General features: G+C 62.6%; 15 protein-coding genes and 1 pseudogene. 7 read left to right on the plus strand and 9 right to left on the minus strand.

From position 1 onward, the window contains the following. Positions 1–2 precede the first annotated feature (2 nt). The 7 genes and pseudogenes from B2V90_RS08195 to B2V90_RS23220 all read right to left on the minus strand — a co-directional run bounded on the left by B2V90_RS08195 (position 3) and on the right by B2V90_RS23220 (position 11,515). Positions 3–305, minus strand: coding sequence for a hypothetical protein (locus tag B2V90_RS08195; RefSeq protein ID WP_228221184.1), 303 nt, complete (start codon positions 303–305; stop codon positions 3–5). A gap of 61 nt (positions 306–366) precedes the next feature. After that, complete coding sequence (locus tag B2V90_RS08200; RefSeq protein ID WP_228221183.1) at positions 367–951, minus strand: hypothetical protein; 585 nt, start codon at positions 949–951, stop codon at positions 367–369. A gap of 55 nt (positions 952–1,006) precedes the next feature. Then, a complete protein-coding gene (locus tag B2V90_RS08205) occupies positions 1,007–2,197 on the minus strand; it encodes a DUF932 domain-containing protein (protein ID WP_293920854.1) in 1,191 nt (396 codons plus the stop codon). Positions 2,198–2,303: 106 nt separating this feature from the next. After that, positions 2,304–3,983: an ATP-binding protein gene (locus B2V90_RS08210; protein WP_228221181.1), complete on the minus strand. Its 1,680-nt coding sequence runs from the start codon at positions 3,981–3,983 to the stop codon at positions 2,304–2,306. 69 nt (positions 3,984–4,052) lie between these two features. Continuing rightward, positions 4,053–8,390: pseudogene (locus B2V90_RS08215) on the minus strand (strawberry notch-like NTP hydrolase domain-containing protein). A gap of 134 nt (positions 8,391–8,524) precedes the next feature. Then, positions 8,525–10,540 (minus strand): ParB/RepB/Spo0J family partition protein, encoded by a 2,016-nt coding sequence (locus B2V90_RS08220; protein WP_228221180.1) that lies wholly within the window; start codon positions 10,538–10,540, stop codon positions 8,525–8,527. Positions 10,541–10,573: 33 nt separating this feature from the next. Beyond that, positions 10,574–11,515: a DUF7146 domain-containing protein gene (locus tag B2V90_RS23220; protein ID WP_422663666.1), complete on the minus strand. Its 942-nt coding sequence runs from the start codon at positions 11,513–11,515 to the stop codon at positions 10,574–10,576. A 397-nt stretch (positions 11,516–11,912) separates the two neighbouring features. Here B2V90_RS23220 and B2V90_RS08230 point away from each other — a divergent pair, with 397 nt between their 5' ends. From B2V90_RS08230 to B2V90_RS08260, 7 genes are all read left to right on the plus strand, one after another. Next, positions 11,913–12,671: a LuxR family transcriptional regulator gene (locus tag B2V90_RS08230; RefSeq protein ID WP_228221178.1), complete on the plus strand. Its 759-nt coding sequence runs from the start codon at positions 11,913–11,915 to the stop codon at positions 12,669–12,671. 302 nt (positions 12,672–12,973) lie between these two features. Next, positions 12,974–13,588: an acyl-homoserine-lactone synthase gene (locus tag B2V90_RS08235; RefSeq protein ID WP_228221177.1), complete on the plus strand. Its 615-nt coding sequence runs from the start codon at positions 12,974–12,976 to the stop codon at positions 13,586–13,588. A gap of 12 nt (positions 13,589–13,600) precedes the next feature. After that, positions 13,601–14,506: a phytanoyl-CoA dioxygenase family protein gene (locus tag B2V90_RS08240; RefSeq protein ID WP_228221176.1), complete on the plus strand. Its 906-nt coding sequence runs from the start codon at positions 13,601–13,603 to the stop codon at positions 14,504–14,506. Positions 14,507–14,520: 14 nt separating this feature from the next. After that, positions 14,521–14,916 (plus strand): MarR family transcriptional regulator, encoded by a 396-nt coding sequence (locus tag B2V90_RS08245; RefSeq protein WP_228221175.1) that lies wholly within the window; start codon positions 14,521–14,523, stop codon positions 14,914–14,916. A gap of 68 nt (positions 14,917–14,984) precedes the next feature. Then, the gene (locus B2V90_RS08250) at positions 14,985–15,209 is read left to right on the plus strand and encodes a CopG family transcriptional regulator (protein WP_066860643.1); all 225 of its coding nucleotides are present in this window, start codon (positions 14,985–14,987) and stop codon (positions 15,207–15,209) included. Further along, complete coding sequence (locus B2V90_RS08255; protein ID WP_228221174.1) at positions 15,206–15,643, plus strand: TA system VapC family ribonuclease toxin; 438 nt, start codon at positions 15,206–15,208, stop codon at positions 15,641–15,643. Before B2V90_RS08250 ends, B2V90_RS08255 begins: the two co-directional genes overlap by 4 nt. A gap of 62 nt (positions 15,644–15,705) precedes the next feature. Continuing rightward, on the plus strand, positions 15,706–16,635 hold the full coding sequence (locus B2V90_RS08260; protein ID WP_414711589.1) for a nucleotidyltransferase and HEPN domain-containing protein: 930 nt from the start codon (positions 15,706–15,708) through the stop codon (positions 16,633–16,635). Positions 16,636–16,841: 206 nt separating this feature from the next. Here the strand turns inward: B2V90_RS08260 and B2V90_RS08265 are convergent, their stop codons facing one another. Then, positions 16,842–19,181, minus strand: coding sequence for a S8 family peptidase (locus B2V90_RS08265; protein WP_293920860.1), 2,340 nt, complete (start codon positions 19,179–19,181; stop codon positions 16,842–16,844). A gap of 10 nt (positions 19,182–19,191) precedes the next feature. Then, positions 19,192–20,229, minus strand: coding sequence for an AAA family ATPase (locus B2V90_RS08270; RefSeq protein ID WP_293920862.1), 1,038 nt, complete (start codon positions 20,227–20,229; stop codon positions 19,192–19,194). Positions 20,230–20,279: the final 50 nt, after the last annotated feature.

The raw sequence follows: 20,279 nt of genomic DNA on the forward strand, positions 1-20,279 counted from the left end.
AATTAGAAGTGGGCGGGGGCGGCCGCAGCGCCGATCAGGTAGCGCAGCTTCGCCCATGCGGCATCCTCGCCTGCCCGGACGCCCCGGTTGAGGCCGCGGGCGTAGAGGCGGAAGGCAATGGCGGCCATTTCGGGCGACGCTTCGGCGGGGATGAATTCGAGGAAATTCTCCGCGTCATCGCGCAGCTCCAGCATGCCGCTGTGCCCGGCGATGCGCGTGAAGGCCACACGGGCAGAAGAATTGAGCTCCGCGAGCCGTGCATTGAAGCGTTCGATGAGCGGATCGTCGGGTATGGAAATGGTCATGGGATCGCTCCTCATGGGAGTGGGAACCGGCATTTTTAAAAGGGACATTCGTCCGGCGACATCAGCCGGGACCGGCATGGTCGGACGCGAGCCATGCGGCGGCGGCATCCTCGAGCGAATGGGTCAGGAACAGCCCGAAGCAAAATTGCTGGAAGCTGCTGTCGCCGCGCAAATCGGGCGTTCCGATCCTGGCTGCAAGGTCGATTTCAAACTGTTCAGGCGGTGTGACCCGTTCGGCAGGAACCCAGTTCGCCAAGTCATCGCTCTCAGCGCCGCACAGGTCGCAACTGGTACAGTCATAAATGCCCGACACATCCCATTGCTGGCTTAAGATATCCCAACGGACCGCCGCATCCCGAACGATCGACTCCGACCCGCAACGGGCGCAGACCGGCTTCAGCCGGCCCGCGAGCGGCGCCGGGTCGGGATCGTCCGGGTCGGGCGCGATATATTCGACGGTGAAGCTCAGCTCGGGTATCCGCACATCATGATAGGTGCTGGCCTCCGCAGCGGCATGGACCGCCGCCGAGACATCGGCGCCGTCGGGCACTTCGACATCGATGGTCTCGCTGGCATAGCATTCACCGGCGCTGAAATATTGGATGCGCACCGCAAAAAGGCGCGTGGAAACGGGCGTCGTCGCCATTGTGGTTCTCCTAAAAATGGTGAAGGGGCCGGCACGAACGTCCGGCCGGATAAGGTCAGCGGGCGCGTTCCATCAGCTTGCGCGCCTTGGATTCGAGGTCGAGGCGGCCATCCTGGTGCGGCCGGCTGCGGGCGATCGCGGTGATGCCCTGCACAAAATCATAGACCGAGGCGGGAGGATGGCCCTCTTCGGCCAGGACGGTCGCGATGATCTTCCCGGTCTCGGCCTTGGAGAAGCCTTCCTTGCGCAGAAAGGTCTCGCGATCCTCATCCTTGCGCGCGACGATTTTCGTGCGAGCGGCCGCAATGCCGTCGATGAAGGATCGGGGCGAACTCTGGGCAAAATGTTCGAGCGCCGGGGCTGCCTCATGCGCGAAGCGGTTGGCCGCGAATTTGGAGTGACGGATGTTGATTTCCTGGAAATTTTCTACGCCCCAGAGATTCCGGTTCTGACACACGGCGCGGAGATAGAAAGTCGCTATTCCAAGGGACTTGGATCCGACTTCCGAGTTCCAGGTGTAGAATCCGCGAAAGTAGAGGTCGGGTTCGCCATTGGGCAATCGGCCCGCCTCGATCGGGTGAAGATCGTCGACGAGAAACAGGAAGACATCGCGATCCGACGCATAGAGGGTGGTCGTGTCATGCGTGATGTCGACCATGGGGTTGTAGGTCGTCGCGCCCCAATCGAGCACGCCGGGCACCTTCCAGCGCGTGTCGCCGGTGCCGTTGCCCGCGATTTTCATCACCGCCGCGACCAGTTCATGATCCCAGATCCGGCCATAATCAGGACCCGTAACCGCGCGCAGTTCGCTGCGGCCATCGCTCGTCTGGAGCAGCTTCACATGTTCGCCCGAATGCGAGATCAGGCCATGCTGCAGATTGATGCCGGCGAGCGCGGCCGGAAGCTGGCGCAGATAGGCCGCCGGCGCGCCGACGAGGCTGCAGAGCTGGCCGAAGGACCAGTTGGTCGGCGCGACGGGCGCGTCATCACCCGGCATGATCAACGCCAGACGCTCGGGTTCGTCGCTGCGTGCTTCCACCCGGACGTTGCGGCTCTCGACGATCCGGGTGGTTGCGCGGTCGGCGCGCGTCCGAACGCTGTCGTAAAGCTCGCTAAGCGAGAGAAAGCGCTCGTCCTGCGGACGGCTGAACCATTCGGACGAGACGCGGGAGATGTTCGTTCCGCGCGAGATATCCACGCGATACGGGCGCGAAGCCACGCGATCGGTTGCGGTAATGGCAGTCATGGGAACCTCCAGGGCTTTGGGGATGGGCGAAATGTGGCGGGCCTCTGCCCCCGCATCGCCACCCCTCCCTTCCCCCTTTCCTCCTTGCCGCCGCGCGGGGCCGGGATCAGCGTCCCTGCTCTTCCGACACGGGAAGATCCTTGATTTCGATCCTGGTCGGGTCAGCGCCCAGATAGATGGTGATCATCCGGCCCTGCGGCACCAGCCAGCGCAGATGTTTGGAGACGACCGCGCCGCAACGGGTGATCAGCGCTTCATCGGCGTCGAGGAGCTGCTCTATCGCCAGTTGCCGCGCGTCGAGCAGGAAACGGTCGTGCTGGGTGTCCCAGCTATCGGCGTCACTATCCCGATGGGCCTCGAAGCAGATGGCTTCCAGCAGGTCGGTCAGGTCGTCGACGTCCATCGTGCAGGCCGGCGTCAGGAAAATCGCCGCGTCCTCGACCTCGAAGTCGAGGCAGCTATCATAGGAGATGAAGATATCGGCGGCCAAGCGGACGATCTTGTTCGCATCATCGGGGGTCGCGATGTGCAGGAGCGCCGTGATGCTGTCCGCGCGTCCTGAATTGAGATCGGGCCGGTCGTCGGTCTCGTCGAACAGATGCTCCTTCCCGTCTTGAACGATCAGGAACTCGCACGCTTCGATTTTTGGCAGCGCATCATACCAGGCATAGCCTGCAAACCCCGGTTCCGGTTCAACCAGCGGCGTGGAAAAATCGGGATTAGCCTTGAGCGCGCGCGACAAACATTGAGCAAAGTTGGGACTATGGCAGGGCGTGACAAGCGCGCCTTTAGCGTCAACCAGTCGGGCAGTCCCGGAACGCGTGCATTCTCCGGTCATCGCAGACCATTGCCGGAGCCGAGGCCGGGCTTCGGGCAATAGAACGCCGCGTTCCTTCGCCCGCAACCAGTCCTTACGCGAAAGGCAGTGGCCGTCGCGTTTCGCGATGGCCTTGAAGATCGCCGTCATAGAGGCGGCGCGCAATGCCTCCAGACCTGTATTCTCGATCATTTCCTTGCGCGCCGGAAGAACCAGCTGGAGCTGCGGCGCATCGATGATGTCGATCCCCACGGACCATTGGGCCGCGCGCCCACATTCGATCAGGCTGGGCAGTCGGCAGGGAACGGTGACGCCATGGAAGTTGATCCGGGGGACCTGATCAGAGAGCGTCTTCCCTGAAAACACGCCAATGCGGCAGCCAAGGGCGACCTCGATATGCTCGGCCTCCGCGAGCCAGTCCGCCCGATCCACGGGCTTGGCATTCAGCATAACCGGCAAGGGGTAATGGCGCGCCGCCGCGGCGACCGACCAGGACAAGGCCTTCTCCCAGGCGGGACATAGCTCGAAGGATATTTCGGTCCCCGAAGCGATGTTGCTCGTCTCGACGGCAATGGGTGCGCTGGATTCCCAGTCATCGGGGCCGATCACCATCTTCCAGCCCGTGGCATGGCGCGGCGACCAGGATCGGATCTCGACATGGCGGCCCGCCAGACTGAACATGCCCATGCCAGCGGGGTCTTCCCGGCGGACGACCTCATCGTCCCAGCCCGACTGCCCCAGCGTGATGAGATGGGCCGGATCGTCGATCCCGGTGCCGTCATCGGCGACGCAGAGCAGCGTTCGGCCGCCTTCCGTGACGGTTGTGATGGCAACCTGGCTGGCCGCCCCGCGCCACCCGTTCTGGAAAAGCTCATTCAGAACATCCAGCAGCGTCCCATTGAAAAGCCTGGTGATTCGGGTGATCGCCCCCTGCGAAACGGAGGTGGAAACGGTGGTCGAAAGGGTCATGAGGATTCTCCCGAAGAGCACAGCGATCAATCGCTGCGCCGATCCCCTTCCCCCTCCCTCCTGCCATGGTCAGGCAGCCCTCGGCGCCGGACCGGTCAGGACATTCCATCGCGTCCCCGTTCGCACCAACTGGTCGACGATGGATGATGCCCGATCCGCCGGTACGAACATCCGCGTCTTGTACTGGATGACCTCGGTGAAGCAGCCGATCGACTTCAGCCAGTCCCGCCGCGCAGCAGGGAAATCGCGAAGCTCCAGGCGACGGCTGTCGTTCACATGCACCCAGATGAGGCGTGCCGCCTCCATTCCCGGTACGGACACGCCGTCACTGTCCCGCGCGCCGGCGATCATCTCGGCGGGCGATAGGGTGATCGCCATATCGACGCCGAAGGATCGAATGACCTTCTCGACCCCGCTGGGCGAAATGATGCGACCGAGGATCGAATTGCCCTGGGCGTCCGTGACCCGCCAGACGCGCAGATCATCGTCGGGCAACCGGTTCCAGACGGGGAGCAGCAGCCCGGTCGCCATATTGATGGTTTCGATGTCGATCCGGGCGCGTGCCTCTTCGACCTCGGTGTTCCAGAACGCTTCAAATTCGTGGGCATCGATCGGCGCCCAATGGCTTTCCTTGAGGGCAACGTCCCTGATTCGCTCGCGACCCATGGGCCGCACCAGCTCCCACATGGTAATGGCATTGCCCTCTCCATCCATGATGCTCCAGCTCGGCCGTTGCAGCGCGACCCGGCCCGAACGTCCATTGCGGAGCCAGGAAACAGGCGCATGACCATGCTCGCGCATCAACTGGCCGTAGCCGGTCGCGCGCCGCCCATAATGAAGTTCCAGACGGCTGAGCCGCGTCTCCGCGCCGGTCACGGGATCGCGGCATAGGAGCTGTTCATCGAGGAGGATGGTCCGTTCGGTCTGAATCGTTTCCACGCCCACATCGAGGGTACCGGCCTCGCGCGCGGCGTCGATGCGCGCCTGGATAAGCGCCATATATTCCTCGAAGATGGCGTTCTGGGTTTCGATGCGCAGCGCCAGCAGCCGGTTCAGCCAGCGCTGGATCGGGGGAGGTCATCCACAAGGCCGCCGCCGTCCTTGTCGACGAGCTTGAGGCCCGTCGAGTCGACAAAGGCTTTGAACGACGTGCTGGTGAGCTTGCCCCGGTGGAGCAGATGATACCATTTGGACGAGCGCATCGCGGGCATAATCGCTCTCCAGATTGTCGGAAGGATCGAACAGATTTTGTCCGCCGGTCTGCCGCTGACCCCGGGTCAGGGCACCCAGACTGTCGAGACGCCGCGCGATCGTGCTGATGAACCGCCGTTCCCCCCGGCAATCGGTGGTGACCGGTCGGAAAACCGGGGCGCTCGCCTGGTTGGTGCGGTTGGAACGGCCCAGTCCCTGGATGGCGTTGGAAGCCCGCCAGCCCGGTTCAAGCAGGAAATGGATGCGGCGGCGATCCGCCGATTTCGAGTTGCGATCGGCATGGTAGCTGCGACCGGTGCCGCCGGCGTCGGAGAAGACGAGAATCCGCTTGGCGCCCGACATGAAGCTTTCGGCCTCGACCAGATTGCTGCGGCCACCCCGGCGTTCGACGCGCTGGTGCCCGGTTGCATCGTGGACCAGCCGCCGGGAGCGCCCGGTCACCTCGGCTATCCGGTCCGTCCCGAAATGACGAATGAGTTCGTCCAGCGCCAGGCGGATGGGCGGGAGCGAGCATAGCTGTTCGATCATCTCGTCCCGAAGCGCCAGCGCCTGCTGACAAAAGACGGGATTGCCTTGCTCGTCAATCATCAGCTCGGAGCGTTCGACATCGTCGCTTCCCCTGATGATCTTCATCATGCGAACGGGAAAAGCGGTCTTGAGGTAGTCGATCATCGCGGCCGATGGAGATAACTCAATATCGAGGTGCGCCCGCTCGTCCGCTGTCAGGCTCGCGAGACGGCGATCGAGCATCGCCTCTGCCGTCGTCACCAACTGCACGATGGCGTGATGCCCGGCTTCCACCTCCTGGGTGATCGCCGCGATCAGGCTCGGCACCTTCATGGCGATCAGGAGCTGGGCGAAGAATCGCTGTTTCGCGCTCTCGAACCGGGACAGGGCGGCGCCCTTGGCCTGAGCGTTGAGCGCCTTATCCGCCATGCGATCGACGATGTTGGTGAGCGCCAGCACCTCGTCGAGATTGGCATGGATCACCTGCCAACCGTCGGCATAGGCGTTATAGACCTCGATCTGCTCGGGGGTCAGGGGATGTTCGAGCGGGTCATATTCGACGCCGCTGAAGGTGAGCGCGCGAGCGGTGTAGAGGCCGAGCGCTTTGAGATCGCGCGCGACGATTTCCATCGCGGCGATCCCGCCCTTCTCGATCCCGCTCATGAAGGCGACGCGGTCATCGAATGAGGTGCCGGGGCCCCACAGGCCGAGACGAATGGCGTAGCAGAGATTGGCGGGATCGGTGGCGCCGGTCGCCGAGACATAGAGGATGCGGGCGCGCGGGCGTAGATTCTGGAGCCGGACCCCGGCAAGCCCCTGTTCCGATCCTTTCTGGGTGCCGAACTGGGTTTCCGTGCCTGCGGCATTGGCCATCTCATGGGCTTCATCGAAGCAGATGACCCCTTCGAAATCTTCCTCCAGCCAGGCGAGCAACTGGTACAGGCGCGATGCCTCGTCATGGCGCTGGGAGCGCAGCGTCGCATAGGTGAGGAAGATGATGCCGCTTTCCATCGCGATCGGGGCGCCGAAAGCAAAGGCATCGAGCGGCTGGATATCGATGGGCAAGCCGCCCAGCGCAGCCCAGTCTCGCCGGGCATCCTCGATCAGGGCGGCGCTCTTGGAGATCCAGACAGCCTTGCGGTGCCCGCGCGACCATTGGTCGAGGATGCAGCCAGCGACCTGCTGGCCCTTGCCGACGCCGGTGCCGTCGCCGATGAAGAAGCCCATGCGATAGGCCACGCCATTGGCATCGGGGGTTAGCAGCGTCCCCGGACCATTTGGGGCATGAAGGCCCGGAAGATCACGTTCGAACGCCTGGCCTGCATAGACGATCGTTTCGAGCTGGGCATCGGACAGGGCCGCCACCGCGCAGCGCGGCAGCATCGGGACATAGGTTGGACGCGGAGGGATGATCGACGACATCGCGATAGATTCAACAAGCTGGTCGGGGTGCGGCTTGGCATCGGGGATCTCCATCCGCGACAGACGCCAGGGCACGTAAATGCCGATCTGCTCGCCAGCGAGCAGCGGCGTTTCCCGGACGCTGTAGGAGAGTGGTTCGACCATCCCGTCGACGGCAATAATGGGGCGGGGCTTGGGCCGTGGCATCGGCGGGCGCGCGCCCGATGTGAAGAGCGGGCGAACGACCGCCTTTGCCGCAGGCGCGGTGATCCTTGGCTTCGCCTGATCAGGGGATGGTTCGGGCGGCAGTTCATCGGACAGGCGGGGTGGCAGCGACAGGATAGGCGGAAGCAGATCGTCGAGGCACTTCACGGTCAGCCGGTCGGGCCTGCCGGTCCAGCCCTTGTCATAGATGATCAACCGGACCTGGATACTCGTGCCATGTTTGGCGAAGGGACGGCCCTGGACCGTGATCTCGATCCGGGGCGGCACCAACGCCGCGACAGCCTCATAGCCGCTCCGCCCACTGCCATCATGGGCGAAAGCCGGGGACATGATGGCGACGCAGCGACCGCGAGGCGCGAGACGGGCCAAGGCCGATCGGAGGTGGCGTGCCCCGGCATGAGGGTCCCTTCCCCTGCCTTCGCTGCGCGCGAACGGAGGATTGATGAGGACGACGGTTGGCCGCTCGCCCGGAACAAGAAGATCATCGATATATTCGGCATCGTGGCGGGCGACCTCGCGGTTCAGCGCCTGGGCGAGCAGTCCGGCCCGGACAGGATCACGTTCGTTGAGCAGTAGCGACGCCCCGGCAAGCTTTGCGAACACCGCAAGCAGCCCGGTCCCCGCTGACGGTTCCAGCACGATGTCGCCCGGCGTGATGGCGGCAGCGAGACTTGCCAGATAGGCCAGCGGAGCGGGCGTCGAGAATTGTTGCATGTCGACCTGCTGCTCGGACCTGTTGGTCTGGGTCGGCAGCCGACCGAGCAAGTCGTTCAAAACCGCAAGCGCCTTGGCCGGAGTATTTCCCAGATCGATGGCGCCGTCCAGCAGGGCGACGACCTCCGCGATCTCGAGGGCATCATAAGCCTCGCGGAGCGACCAGGCGCCGCTGGCGTCACTCGCCCCGAAATGCATCGCCATGAGCCGGGACAGGCGCTGGCGGGTGATGGGCTGTCCGGACGCGATCAGGTCGGTGAGGGCTGTTACGACGGCGGCCAGCGTCCAGACCTTCTGGTCGAGCGGATCGGAACCGGCCTCAAGGGCCGCAAGAAGCGAACGGGTCATAGGGGAACTCCAGGAAAAGCGCGGCGATCAGCGCCGACACACGCCAATCCCACCCCCTTCCTCCTTCAGGACGGGGTCATGGCGAGCGGCAAAGGGCCGGAGCTGCGCGAACGCAGCCCCGACCCGGTCGGAGGTCAGGCGGCCTCGGAAAGCCCGTCGGCTTCGTCCGTTCCGCCTTGGTCGATGGTGTCGCTTTCAGACAGATGGTCATCGCCGTCGACGGCGCGGTTCGGTTCACCATCCGGATCGAACCGCATCGCCTCCGGCACCCAGGCGAGCGCCCTCTCCTTCACGGCGGCTTCGACGATGATCTGCCCGCCGAACAGCTTTTCCGCCGAGAGCGCGAGATCATGCTTCTTCGACGCGCCGTACCGGCTACGAAGCTCGATGCCGCCGACCTCATCAAAGTGATCGAGGATCATGTTCTTGCTCACCCGGTCGAAATAGCGGCGGGCGGTCGGGCGCCACCAGTCCGCCACCTTGATGTCGAGCTTCCGGCCGAGATGATCGAGCATCGCGCTGCCCGATCCGCCAGCCGGCACCGCGTGCAGGGTTCGCGCGATCGCCCAACCAAGCCAGGCGGCGCGGGCGTCCTCGTCCAGGGCGCAGAAGGCCTCGTAGCGATCGGTGATATCGGGCGAGTCAGCCCAACTCCGATCGAGGCCTGCCTCCAGTTCTTCCCATTGCTCTGCCGCCGGCGTGTCGCTCTCGAACCCGGGCACCCGCGAATAGGGTGCCGTGGCGCGCAGATCGCTCGGCAGATCATGGCGGAAGCCAAACGTAGCATCGACCATGAAAAAGGTGCCAAGGTCGAGCGCGAAATGGGGATCGCTGGCGACATGGACGCGGAGCAGTTCGGTCTTCATGATCGCCATCTCGTCAGCGAGACGCTGGCTGATGGGCGATCGCGAACTGGCTTCCTCGACCGGCTCTTCGTCCTGCTCCACATCTTCCGAAAGATCACCCTCGGTTTCGTCCACTTCAGGGTCGGGTTCCGGGATGGCGAAGAATTGCTCATGAAGGCGCGGCGTGCCGTCATGGCCGATCACCAGATAGGCGAGCGAGGCTGCCTTCTGATCCTCCGTAAGAACGGGCGGCCGCTCATTGAGCGCGTCATATTCCGCTTCCAGTGCCTGGATGACCTGCTGCTCCTCATCGGAATAGCCGTCTTCATCGGCATTCTCGGCGATCGCCTCGAGTTGCTGCTCGATCGCGCGCTGGCGATCTTCCTCTTCCGGGCTCAGCGGTACGGGCTCGCCCTCGATCTCGTCGAGCGCCATCACGTCCATATAGGGAACGCGTGTCTGAGAAACGATCCGCAGTTCGCCAAAGCCATTGCGGGCCTGGATTTCTTGCGCCGCCGCCTGCATCCGTTCGTCGGCAAGGCTTTCGAGGAGGTCGCTGTCGATCCAGTTCTCGTTTGCCGCGTCCGAAAAGAGGTCGCTGTCGATGCGGCCACCGGCTGCGACATAGGCGTCCCGGCCGACCAGCAGCGCCTTGGGGTCGCTGCCGCGGTAGAAGCCGGAAATCAGGCGCCGGCGAATTTCACCGCAGTTGTTCGCACCCCAGCCATCACCCAGTTCCTCGAACACGGCGGCCTGCCGTACCGTGTCACTGACGCTGGCATAGGCCTTTGCGACATCGAGTGTGATCTCGCCATCGGCAAGGGCTTCGAAGATGCTATCGGCAAGGCCCGCAAGCCGAAGCCTGCCCTGCACGAACCGCTCCGTCACACCGAAGCGCTTGGCGACATCGGCGGGCGTCTTCTTCTCGATTTCGATGATCGCCTGAAAAGCGCGACATTCCTCGGCGGGGGTCATATTGAGGCGCCGCAAATTTTCGATGAGGCTGATTTCGACCGCATCATTCTTGTCGGCCAGCACGAGGACCGGAACGGCATAATCGGCGTCGAGCTTGCCCTCCTCGATCAGCGCATGGACCTGCCTGAGGCGGCGGCCGCCCGCGGTGATCCTATATTCCCCCTTCTTGCGCGGGATGGCCAAGCCGACCAGATTCTGGATGATGCCCTTGGCGAGGATGCTGGTCTTGAGTTCTTCGTCGGCGACAGGATCAGTCCGCTTGCGGACGTTTGTCGGGGCGACGGTGAGCCTGGAGGCGGGAACGAAGATGATCTGTAGCTTCTGTGTCATGGACATTCTCCGGTGCGCGCCGCGCCCTGACCATCAAGCCGCAAGCCGCATCCTTTCCGCCTCCCCCTTTCCTCCTGCCTGCAGCATATCGTTCCAGTCGGTGAACGGTGCCGGCGGCCACAGGACAAGGATTTCCCGCCCCACGAGGGCGTAGCGCTCGCGCGCTCGATCGACCGCCCTGCGTCCGGCCCGATCATTGTCGGCAAGGAGGATCAGGCGAGTCACCTCCTCAGGGACCTCGATCCGGTCGAGCCGTTCCGCGCCCAGCGTTGCCCAGACCGGGACGCCCAGCAGCATGGAAGCGGATAGCGCGGTTTCGACACCCTCGGCCAATCCGAGCACGTCGATCGCAGGCGACAGGACCACTGCCCCGTGGCGCGGTCGGCCCAATGTCCGCTTGTGCCTGATCATGGGGGCCGGTCGCCCATCAAGCTGAAGGAAGATTCGAAGCACACCCAAAAATACCCGCCGATGCGTTACGGCCGCAAGGATCGCGGGGATGAAGCGAACCGACTTTCCAGCCCCGATCGGGGTGGCGGGATGATAGCGCAGCGCTGGTGATTGGCACGCAATTTTCCGGCGGTTCAGATACCGCTCTCCTGGCGTTCCGGCTAACGGCATCGATTGGTCCCAGAGGCGACGCGCGGCACGTTCCGTTGCTTTGGTTTCACCGATGGCGTGGTGGGGGATCGAAGGCATTGAGCTGATCGCAAAATGCTCCCGCCGCAGCGCCTGAAATATCTCGCTGATCGTGCAGCCGGCGAAGCATTTGAAGAGAAGCGCGGAGTCGCCAGCGCGAACGGAAAGGCTCGGGGTTTTGTCGTTATGCGCCGGGCACCTGCACATGCCGCTGCCGTTTGACCACTCGCCTCCGAACTTGCCAACGAGACGCGCCCCCATTGCATTCAGATCTGCATTCATGGAGATCCCCCGGGAAGGTCGTTGCTTGTGATCGCAACTGCCACAAGACCCCATCCTCTATGGGGCGCCAATCCCGTCCCCTTCCCTCTCCCTCCAATTGACAAAGCCTACAGTGACAATTCTCCCTTGTTGAGGTGGCGCGGATCGAAGGCCGGGACAACAACCGGTCCGTTGCGCCGGTGCAACGGCAAGTCATAAAAATGTCATGAAATCCCGTTTCGGACCGAAACCCACTATCATCGGGCGGTCGGCGCGATAGGCTCAGTTGTCCCGTAGAGCGAAGGATAAGCCGGTCGCAAGGACCGGCTGAGGGCAACAGCCAGGCGGTGAGCGGGACGGGCCATCGGTCATGCCGAGGCGCATAAAAACAGGCGGTGCCCAAAGATGGAAGGGCATCGTCCTGCCTGGAGAAGGCTGGCCAAAGGCGCCACCCCTTGTGAGGAGAACGCCCATGTATATCGGACCCAGACTGAGCGAATTTGTCGGCAATTGTCGGACGGTGGAAGACGAGCTTCTTTTGAAGGAATTGCTCGAGGACATCACCCCGTCCATCGGTTGCGAGCAATTCGCGCTTGTCAGCCACGTCGACCTTGTCGGCCCGCCGCGCGAGGCGATGATCATCATGAATTATGACGAGCGATGGGTCGAACGCTCGCTGCTCAGCAACTATTATGTCGACGATCCGGTCCATGCAGCCAGCACGCGCACGGTGACGGCCTTTCTCTGGAGCCTCATCCCCAAGATGATCAGCCTGACCCAGCGGCAGGCGCGCATCCTTGAAGAGGCGCGGCCGTTCGGCCTCGTCGAGGGCCTGACCGTTCCTGTCCATTCCCCGGGGGAATATCGCGGCACCTGTTCCTTCGGCGGTCGCAGGCCGATCGAACTCACGGCGGCGCTGCTGGGTACCGTGCAGCTTATCGGCATGTTCGCCTTCGAGGCGGCGCGCCGCCTCCAGCTCAAGCGCTGGGGGATCATGGCCGACGGACAGGCAGTCCCTACCCTCAGCCCTCGCCAGCTCGACTGCATCGCGCTGGTTGCCTGCGGCAAGACGGACAGGGAGATCGGGATCATCCTCGGCCTCTCACAGCATACGGTGCGCGACTATGTCGACGACGCGATGCGCCGCTATGACGTCTACAAGCGCACGGAACTCGTGGTGCGCGCCCTGTTCGACGGGCAGATCTGTTACCGGACACTCTTCCGCTCCTGAAATGGGCCCAACGCTACCGACACAATCGGCATCGGCCCGGCCGATGCCGATCTTTCGCTGATTCTCGCATAGCCTCCGGCAGTCCCAGGCGGGCGTGGATGCCTGGCAGCAAGACGTAGGAACCGTCCTTGGCGATTGCCCTATGACACGCCGCGCTGCCGACGCTCGACGCCCCATGGGCTTGTGGCAATGATGCCGCCCGCTTCAGCCGGCCGCCACCCCCCTTTTTCGAGGAATGTCCGCCCCGTCCCATCTGCGCGAAATTCGATTCGCACCAAAGTAACAGCAGATAGGGAGCCGATATGACCCATATGATTGAGGGCAGCCGCGGGCAGGAGCATGCGGTCCTGCGATCGATGTACGCGGCGCGCAAGAGCGTCTTTGTGGACCTTCTAGGCTGGGACGTCCCGGTCCTGGATGGTCAATTTGAGATCGACCAGTTTGACGGGCCGCAGACTCTCTATCTGATTGCGGCAGAGCCTGACGGCACGCATCTGGGATCGATGCGGCTGCTGCCCACCAGCGGTCCGACGCTGCTCGGCGACATCTTCGATTTCCTGTGCGACGACGCCCCGCCGTCGAAAGACACTGTTTGGGAGATTTCCCGCTTCTGCCTTTCGCGGGAGCTGCGTGCCGCCCAGCGGCGGCAGGTCCGCAACCGGCTGGTGACGATGGCGGCCCGGTTCGCGCTCGACAATGGCATCGCCAGCTATTGCTGCATCGCCGACATGCCCTGGTTCAGCCAGATCCTTTCCTTCGGGTGGGAATGCCGCCCGCTCGGCCTTCCACAGCTGCTGCCCTGCGGCATGACCGGGGCGATGGAAATCCACATCGACAGAGACACGCCGGCCCGCATGGCACAGGCCGGCGTCTGGCACGAGGCACCCGTGCATTTCGCGGCCGCTGCGGCGGCCTGAGGAGAAGCGACCATGGCAAATTTACCCGACCTTGCCCCGCTCGCCGATCTTTATGCGGGCGCCCTGTTCGACCAGGGCTATTGCATCATTCCCGCCGCCCTGCCCGCTTCATCCGCTCTGGCACTCGCCGAAGATCTTGAAGCGGACTTCGTCCAGGCCGCGTCTTCCACCGGTCCTTTCTACGGCAACGACACCAAGCGTTTCGGCAGCCTGCTCAGGCGATCGCCGCATGCCGCGGATTTTGTCAGGCATGCGCTGGTCCTCGCCATCGTCCGGCAAATCCTTGGACCATGGTGCGACCATGTCGCGCTCAATCTGACCCAGGCGATCGAACTGATGCCCGGCTCGATCGACCAGGTTCCGCACCGTGACCAGGATATGTGGCCTTGCAGCCGCCTTGTCGATCCGCGTCTGGGCGTCGAATTTCTGGTCAATGTGATGTGGCCTTTCACGCCCTATACGAGGGCGAATGGTGCCACGCGGCTTTGGCCGGGCAGCCATCGGCGGCAGGAGGAGGCGCTGCTCGAACCCGATGCCGCGATCGTCGCGGCCATTGAGCCGGGCTCGGCCCTGCTGTTCCTGGGATCCACTCTCCATGCTGGCGGCGCCAATATGACCGCCAATCCGCGCCGGGGCATGATCGTCAGCTATGCGCTCGGTTGGCTCAAACCCTATGAATTGCAGTGGCTGGCCTATCCGCCGGAGATCGCGAGAGATTTCGACCCGGACCTTGCCGACTTGGTCGGTTATCGCATCCACCGCCCAAATCTGGGCAATTATGAAGGGCGCTGTCCCTCGATGATGCTTCGAAATCCCCATCCCAATGCCGGAGCCATCGATGCACTGGGTGACGAGCAGCATGCGCTGATCGAGGCCTATCGGCGCGACGCGCAAGCGTCTCCCTTCACCCCGGCCTGATGGGAGGCCAAGCCATGAACATGTCCGTGAAAGCTGAGACGACCGAACCGGTTCCCCTCGATCAGGAACTGAGGCCGGACCGGGCTTGCATTTGTCGGGCCTTGATCGAGGAGCGCCGACTGGTTCGCAATGGTTTCGGGCCGCTTTGCACCAATGCCAATTGGGATATGCTGCTTGCCCTGTATATCGCGGACATCGAAGGCTGTGCCGTTTATCAGTCAGCCCTTTGCCTGTCCGCCGGGATTCCGGATTCCAGCGCGCATCGCTGGACCGCCAAGCTGGCCGTTCTGGGAGTACTCGACCGGCAGCTTGACGATAGGGACAAGCGCCGAATCATCGTCACGATGACGAACGAAACCCGCCTCGCGCTGGACGGCATTATGGATGGCCTTGCGCGATGGGGCCAGTAACCAGAGAGTTGCGTCGCCGCCGCGCATCCCATATGATGCGTGATGACAGATGCGATAGGAATAGGGTCATGCGTACGACGCTGGTCATTGACGATGATGTGATGGAAGCCGCGCGCGCCATCGCCGAACATCAAAACCGCTCGATCGGGCAGGTCGTTTCCGATCTTGCCCGGCGGTCGCTCCGCGCGCCCGAAGCTGCACGCAGTCGCAACGGCATCGCGCTCCTCGCCGCCAAGCCGGGCGTGGTCGTCACACCCGAAATCGTCAATGCGCTGCGAGACGAGGCCCCGTGACCTATCTTCTCGACGTCAATGTGCTGGTTGCGCTGATCGATCCCAACCATGTCGCCCATGACGCCGCCCACCACTGGTTCGAGACCATCGGTGCCAGAGCGTGGGCGACCTGTCCCATTACGGAGAACGGGGTCATCCGCATCGTCGGCAACGTCAAATATCCTTCGACACCGGGCTCGCCGGCCGAAGTCGCGCGCATCGTCGCGCAGATGCGGGAACTGCCGGGCCATGTCTTCTGGGCGGACGACATCAGTCTGCTCGGCGACGAGCGTATCGATCCAAGCCAGTTGCTCACGTCGGCGCAGGTGACCGACACCTATCTCCTGGCCCTGGCGGTCGCGCACGAAGGCAAACTCGCAACCTTCGATCGGCGGCTTTCGCCCAAGGCCGTCACCGCCAGCAAGGCCGCCCTCCACCTCATTGGACATCAGTGATGCGCACGGACCTGGATCATCTTCCCGCCGCCAAGCAGCGCGAGCTTGAGGAGGTCGTCCGCATGCTGTTCGCGGATTTCCGCGAGGCGACGGAGAATGCCACCGGCCGGAAGAAATCGGCGCGGATTCTCAAGATCATCCTGTTCGGCTCCTATGCGAGGGGCGACTGGGTCGACGCGCCGTTCGACGCCAACCAGTACAAGTCCGACATGGACATATTGGTAATCGTCAACCAGAAGGAGATGACCGACGTCGCGGCCTATTGGTCCGTGGCCGAGCAGCGACTGATTGACGCCTATCTTATCGAACGGCGGATCAAGACGCCGGTCCATTTCATCGTTCATTCGCTCCAGCAGGTGAACCAGGGCCTGTCGCATGGGCGCGTCTTCTTCATGGAGATCGCCGAGCAAGGTATCGCCCTTTACGATGCCGATGGCCGCGAGCTCGCCAAGCCCAAGCCGAAGACGCCGCAGCAGGCCTATGAGGCCGCGCAGGAGTATTTTGACGAGTATTTCGGCGAGGCAATGCAGTGTTTCGAAGTCGCGAAATTTGGTATCGAAAAATCGTTCGTTAAGAAGGCAGCCTTTGACCTTCATCAAACCACTGAGAGATTGTATCAGGCAATTTTGCTGACACTCACATTTTATACACCATACGATCACAATATCGCATTTCTACGGGTCCAAGCTGAAGGCCGGAATCCGTCGCTGTTCGACGTCTGGCCACGCGGCTCGCGCAAGGAGCGAGCAATGTTTCAAAAGCTCAAGGACGCCTATGTGAAGGCGCGCTACTCGCGGCATTACCAGATTTCCCTTGAAGAACTGAACTGGCTGGCCGAACGGATCGAACTTCTCGGGCGAAAGACGCATGAAATTTGCTTGAAGCATATCACAGCGTTGCGGGAGAATGCCGATTCCAGCAGCTCATTCCCCTTGCCCGCTGTAGAGGTGCTGGATTCATCCGAAAAGAGCGGATCCAGCAGGATAAATTGAGGTCCGAAAAGCGGCAGACCTGGGACATTGTGCTCTGTCCGGTCTTGAGCTTCAGGGTGAGGAAAGCGGACGTTCCCTGCGTAACCTAACGGCGGGTTTGCCCCCTGCGCTGGAGCCGATTGGTTACGTCCGGACCTAAGGCATAAAGTCCCCAACCGCGCATGCTCGATACCGAACCCCGCCAGTGGGAGGAAGTAGGCGTGCAATCAGGCGCGGACGCGCACCTGCTGGCGGAGGCGCTCATACAGCCCCACTTCGGCTTCATGCGAGATTTCGACCGCGACCGCGAAACTCTGCTGTCCAACGTCACCGGCCCAGCCACCTGCACAACGGACAACCAAATAGTAGACGTTGCCGTAACCGCTCACATCGCGAGCGAAACTGACCGAAGCGCTTTGGAGGCTCGATTTCTCCCGCGCCGTCGACGACGGACTGAGATTGCAGTTATTGCGGTTTGCCATCTCAGGGATCGGCCCGTCCGCTTGAGTGCGTCGGCGATAGTGGTCGAAGATTTCTTCAGGCGTGCACCCGCGTATAAGCCGAAAACTCATGGAGACGCCGTTATAGTCGAGCCGGCTATGCCGAACCGGCGGATCATAGGCGAGGCTCACCCGAATCGTGCGGCGGCCACGCTCCGTTTGAAAAGGCCGCGGAATCGGAATCTGGTACACCGCGAAATGGTCGATCGTCAGTTCGTCTTCGGCATAGAAGACCACTCGATTGTCATCGGAGTAGGAAGCCATTTCGGCATCCACCATCCCATAGCCGCACTGCGCGCGCGTCGGTGCTTCGCCGAGCGTCGCAAGCCGGCGCGTGGCTTCTGCAGGGATAGTGGCGCTTCCAGCCAACAACGCGCGCACCAGATTGGCTGACGAATTAGGAAAGCGCCCGAGGATCTGACTCGCCTTATAGGCAACCAGAGGTGCTGCGTGAGATGTGCCAGACCGCGTTGCGAACAGGCGGTCGACCGGCCGATGGTGAAGCGACAGAACGCCCGCTTCCGGTCGCACTTCCCCGCCTTGCAGACGATTCGTCGTACCGTCGTAAATCAGTGTTCCACCAAAATCCGTAAAATCGGGTTTGATGGCCCCGCGCACGCCTGGGCCTGTTCGTGAGAATGGAGATGGCTCCAGGCGCTCGGTAATCGGGCGAATGCCGACGACACCTCCCGCCGCCGCCGGAAGGCCATTGCCGTTGGCCAGCGCGCCCACCGTGACGATGTTCATCGCGCCCGCCGGCTCGCAAAGTCGGTTTGCAGGCTCTGCGAGATAGGTTGGATATTCGGTGACCGCCTCTTCCACGCGCAAATGGCTGCGCGGCTGCCGATTACCGGCAGAGACGATGATGACCACGTCCAGTTCGCGGACAAGCTCGTCCAGGGTCTGTGCCCAGACGCCCACTTTTGTGCCCTCGATCAGCTTAGTGCGGTCGCCGAGAGAAATGACGAATATCCGGCAACCAAACTCCTCGTTGAGCTGCGTAATCGCCTCGCGCATCAGACGGGGAATGAGACGGCTGTTGGGAAAGCGGCCGGTCGCATCAACGACCTTGGCGGAGCACAGACGGGCATTGCGGACGAGCGCGCCATTTCCGATCTGCGCCCGCAGGTCTCCGAACGTCGCAATGCCGCCTACAAAGGTGCCGTGTCCCCATTCGTCAGCTGTGCCCAGGGTTGGCGGTACGCCTATGGCGCCCGCGATGATATCCTCGATCAGAGGGTGGTCGTTCACGCCGCTATCGATAATCCCGATGAGAGGGGCATCTTCGGCGAGTTCTTCTACAGGCGGCAGATCTCCGATGGCCAGATCATCTGTATCTCCCGCCAGAAAATCCGGTTCCGGCGGGAAGTCGATCTCGGCAATCTCTTCGATCGAAAGCAGGGACCGCACGACACGGCCGTCGCAGCTAAGCCGAACCATCGTGATGTTCGGGCCAACGTGGCGGTCAAGTTCTTCAGCGCCTAGCGCCTCGGCGTAGGAAACGATGTCATCGAGCTTGCGCTCGCGCACATCACGCCGGCCAAGATCCCAAAGCTCCAGATCGACGATGTAGGCCGTATCAGGCTGGAAGTCGTCCGCCTCCACGAGACCCGCTTCGCGCGCGCGCAGGCCGATGCGATCGCGCGGCGCCACAGCAGTGATACCTTCGACGTTGGCAATGAAGCCCGAATAAGAGGGGTTCAACTGCCCTGCCGGCGTGCCTGCACCATAGGTGGCAAGTTTGCGCCGGAAATCTGTCAGTTCTTCGCTCGACGCGAACAGAACCAGCGAGCGATCCTCGTCGCTGGAAAGCACGGTCAAGCCGACCTTCGCCCATTCCTCCTCCAGCAACGGCCCGCTCATATTAACCCGAAGGATTAACGCGGGATCGACTGCGTCAGGCCGTCGACGCTGGCGTTGCTCCGCAACTGCCTGATCGAGTTCCGTCCCAAGCCTGCGGCTATGGCCGCCTGGCTCGCGGATCGGCGGCGGGCCACCGCCGCCGGTCTTGCGCCGCGGCATCCGCTCAGGCAGCCGAACAAGCTGCAGATGGTCGTAGCGGGCCATGCAGTCCGAATCAGGCTGATGTCATGCGCCGAGTCCGACGCTGCCGCCGTTGCTCGTCGGCGACAGCATCCTTGAAGTCCGAACTAGAGACCTCCTTGCGACGATCAATGATCGCGGCCTTGATCGCCTGCACGCAGATACGATCCAGTTCTGCGTAGGAATGGCCCTGAAGCACATCCAGATGATCAGCGGGGTCGAATGCGATCGCCACATTCTTGAATTTCATCTTCAGGAAGCGGGCAACCATTCGCTGATCCGGGCGGTCAAACCAGACGACCTCGTCGAACCGGCGCCAAATTGCCGCGTCGAGCGCATGATCGAGGTTGGTCGCGGCAACCAGATAGCCCTTCGGCTGGATCCGATCGATGAAGATCAAGAGGCTGTTCACGACCCGGCGCAGCTCATTGTGCTCGCCATCCTCATCCCGCGCCCGCGCGATTGCGTCGAACTCGTCGAAAAAGAGGACTGATGGCTGTTTGCGCGCGAACTCGAAAATCTTGCGGATGTTGGTCGCCGTCTCTCCAAGATAGGAAGAAATGAGACGGTCCAGCTTGACGACATAGAGCGGCAAGCCAAGCTCCGCGGCGAAAATCTCCGCGCACAGTGTCTTGCCGCATCCTGGCGGGCCGCAGAACAGCATCTTGGACTGCACCGACAGTCCCCGGCGGCGGATTTCCTCGCCACGGCGAAACTCCTCCAGCAGTCCCTGGAAGATGCGCGTATTCTCAGCCGAGAGGATGATATCCTGCTTGTTATGGCTCGGCTCAACGAGTTCGATGAAGTCGCCTGCCGCCTCCGGAAAGGGAATCAGCGACGCAAGTGCCTTGGGCCGGCTCGCCTTGGGCGGCGCGACTTCCAGCGAACGGCGGAGCGATCGGGCGAGAACCTTGTTGTTCTTCGCTTCCTCCTCCGTGATGATCTGCTCGGCAACCGCCCGAAACTCATCGTCTCGGCCGTAGCTCGCCAGCAGTTTTTTCATCAGCTCGCCGCGCGCCATCTCACCCTTGCCAGAAAATCGGTCCCCGAAATTGGACAATAGCGGAATCACCAGATTTCGCCATATGTTCGCGATCCCGCCGCGTGATTTTTGTCCAAGCG

The sequence above is a fragment of the Sphingobium sp. UBA5915 genome (genome assembly GCF_002431195.1).
GTDB lineage: Bacteria > Pseudomonadota > Alphaproteobacteria > Sphingomonadales > Sphingomonadaceae > Sphingobium > Sphingobium soli.

What these genes read in the sequence shown, in the direction of transcription:
- B2V90_RS08195 (WP_228221184.1), bottom strand. Translation starts at nt 305, where the DNA reads ATGACCATTTCCATACCCGACGATCCGCTCATCGAACGCTTCAATGCA.
- B2V90_RS08200 (WP_228221183.1), bottom strand. Translation starts at nt 951, where the DNA reads ATGGCGACGACGCCCGTTTCCACGCGCCTTTTTGCGGTGCGCATCCAA.
- B2V90_RS08205 (WP_293920854.1), bottom strand. Translation starts at nt 2,197, where the DNA reads ATGACTGCCATTACCGCAACCGATCGCGTGGCTTCGCGCCCGTATCGC.
- B2V90_RS08210 (WP_228221181.1), bottom strand. Translation starts at nt 3,983, where the DNA reads ATGACCCTTTCGACCACCGTTTCCACCTCCGTTTCGCAGGGGGCGATC.
- B2V90_RS08220 (WP_228221180.1), bottom strand. Translation starts at nt 10,540, where the DNA reads ATGACACAGAAGCTACAGATCATCTTCGTTCCCGCCTCCAGGCTCACC.
- B2V90_RS23220 (WP_422663666.1), bottom strand. Translation starts at nt 11,515, where the DNA reads ATGGGGTCTTGTGGCAGTTGCGATCACAAGCAACGACCTTCCCGGGGG.
- B2V90_RS08230 (WP_228221178.1), top strand. Translation starts at nt 11,913, where the DNA reads ATGTATATCGGACCCAGACTGAGCGAATTTGTCGGCAATTGTCGGACG.
- B2V90_RS08235 (WP_228221177.1), top strand. Translation starts at nt 12,974, where the DNA reads ATGACCCATATGATTGAGGGCAGCCGCGGGCAGGAGCATGCGGTCCTG.
- B2V90_RS08240 (WP_228221176.1), top strand. Translation starts at nt 13,601, where the DNA reads ATGGCAAATTTACCCGACCTTGCCCCGCTCGCCGATCTTTATGCGGGC.
- B2V90_RS08245 (WP_228221175.1), top strand. Translation starts at nt 14,521, where the DNA reads ATGAACATGTCCGTGAAAGCTGAGACGACCGAACCGGTTCCCCTCGAT.
- B2V90_RS08250 (WP_066860643.1), top strand. Translation starts at nt 14,985, where the DNA reads ATGCGTACGACGCTGGTCATTGACGATGATGTGATGGAAGCCGCGCGC.
- B2V90_RS08260 (WP_414711589.1), top strand. Translation starts at nt 15,706, where the DNA reads ATGCTGTTCGCGGATTTCCGCGAGGCGACGGAGAATGCCACCGGCCGG.
- B2V90_RS08265 (WP_293920860.1), bottom strand. Translation starts at nt 19,181, where the DNA reads ATGGCCCGCTACGACCATCTGCAGCTTGTTCGGCTGCCTGAGCGGATG.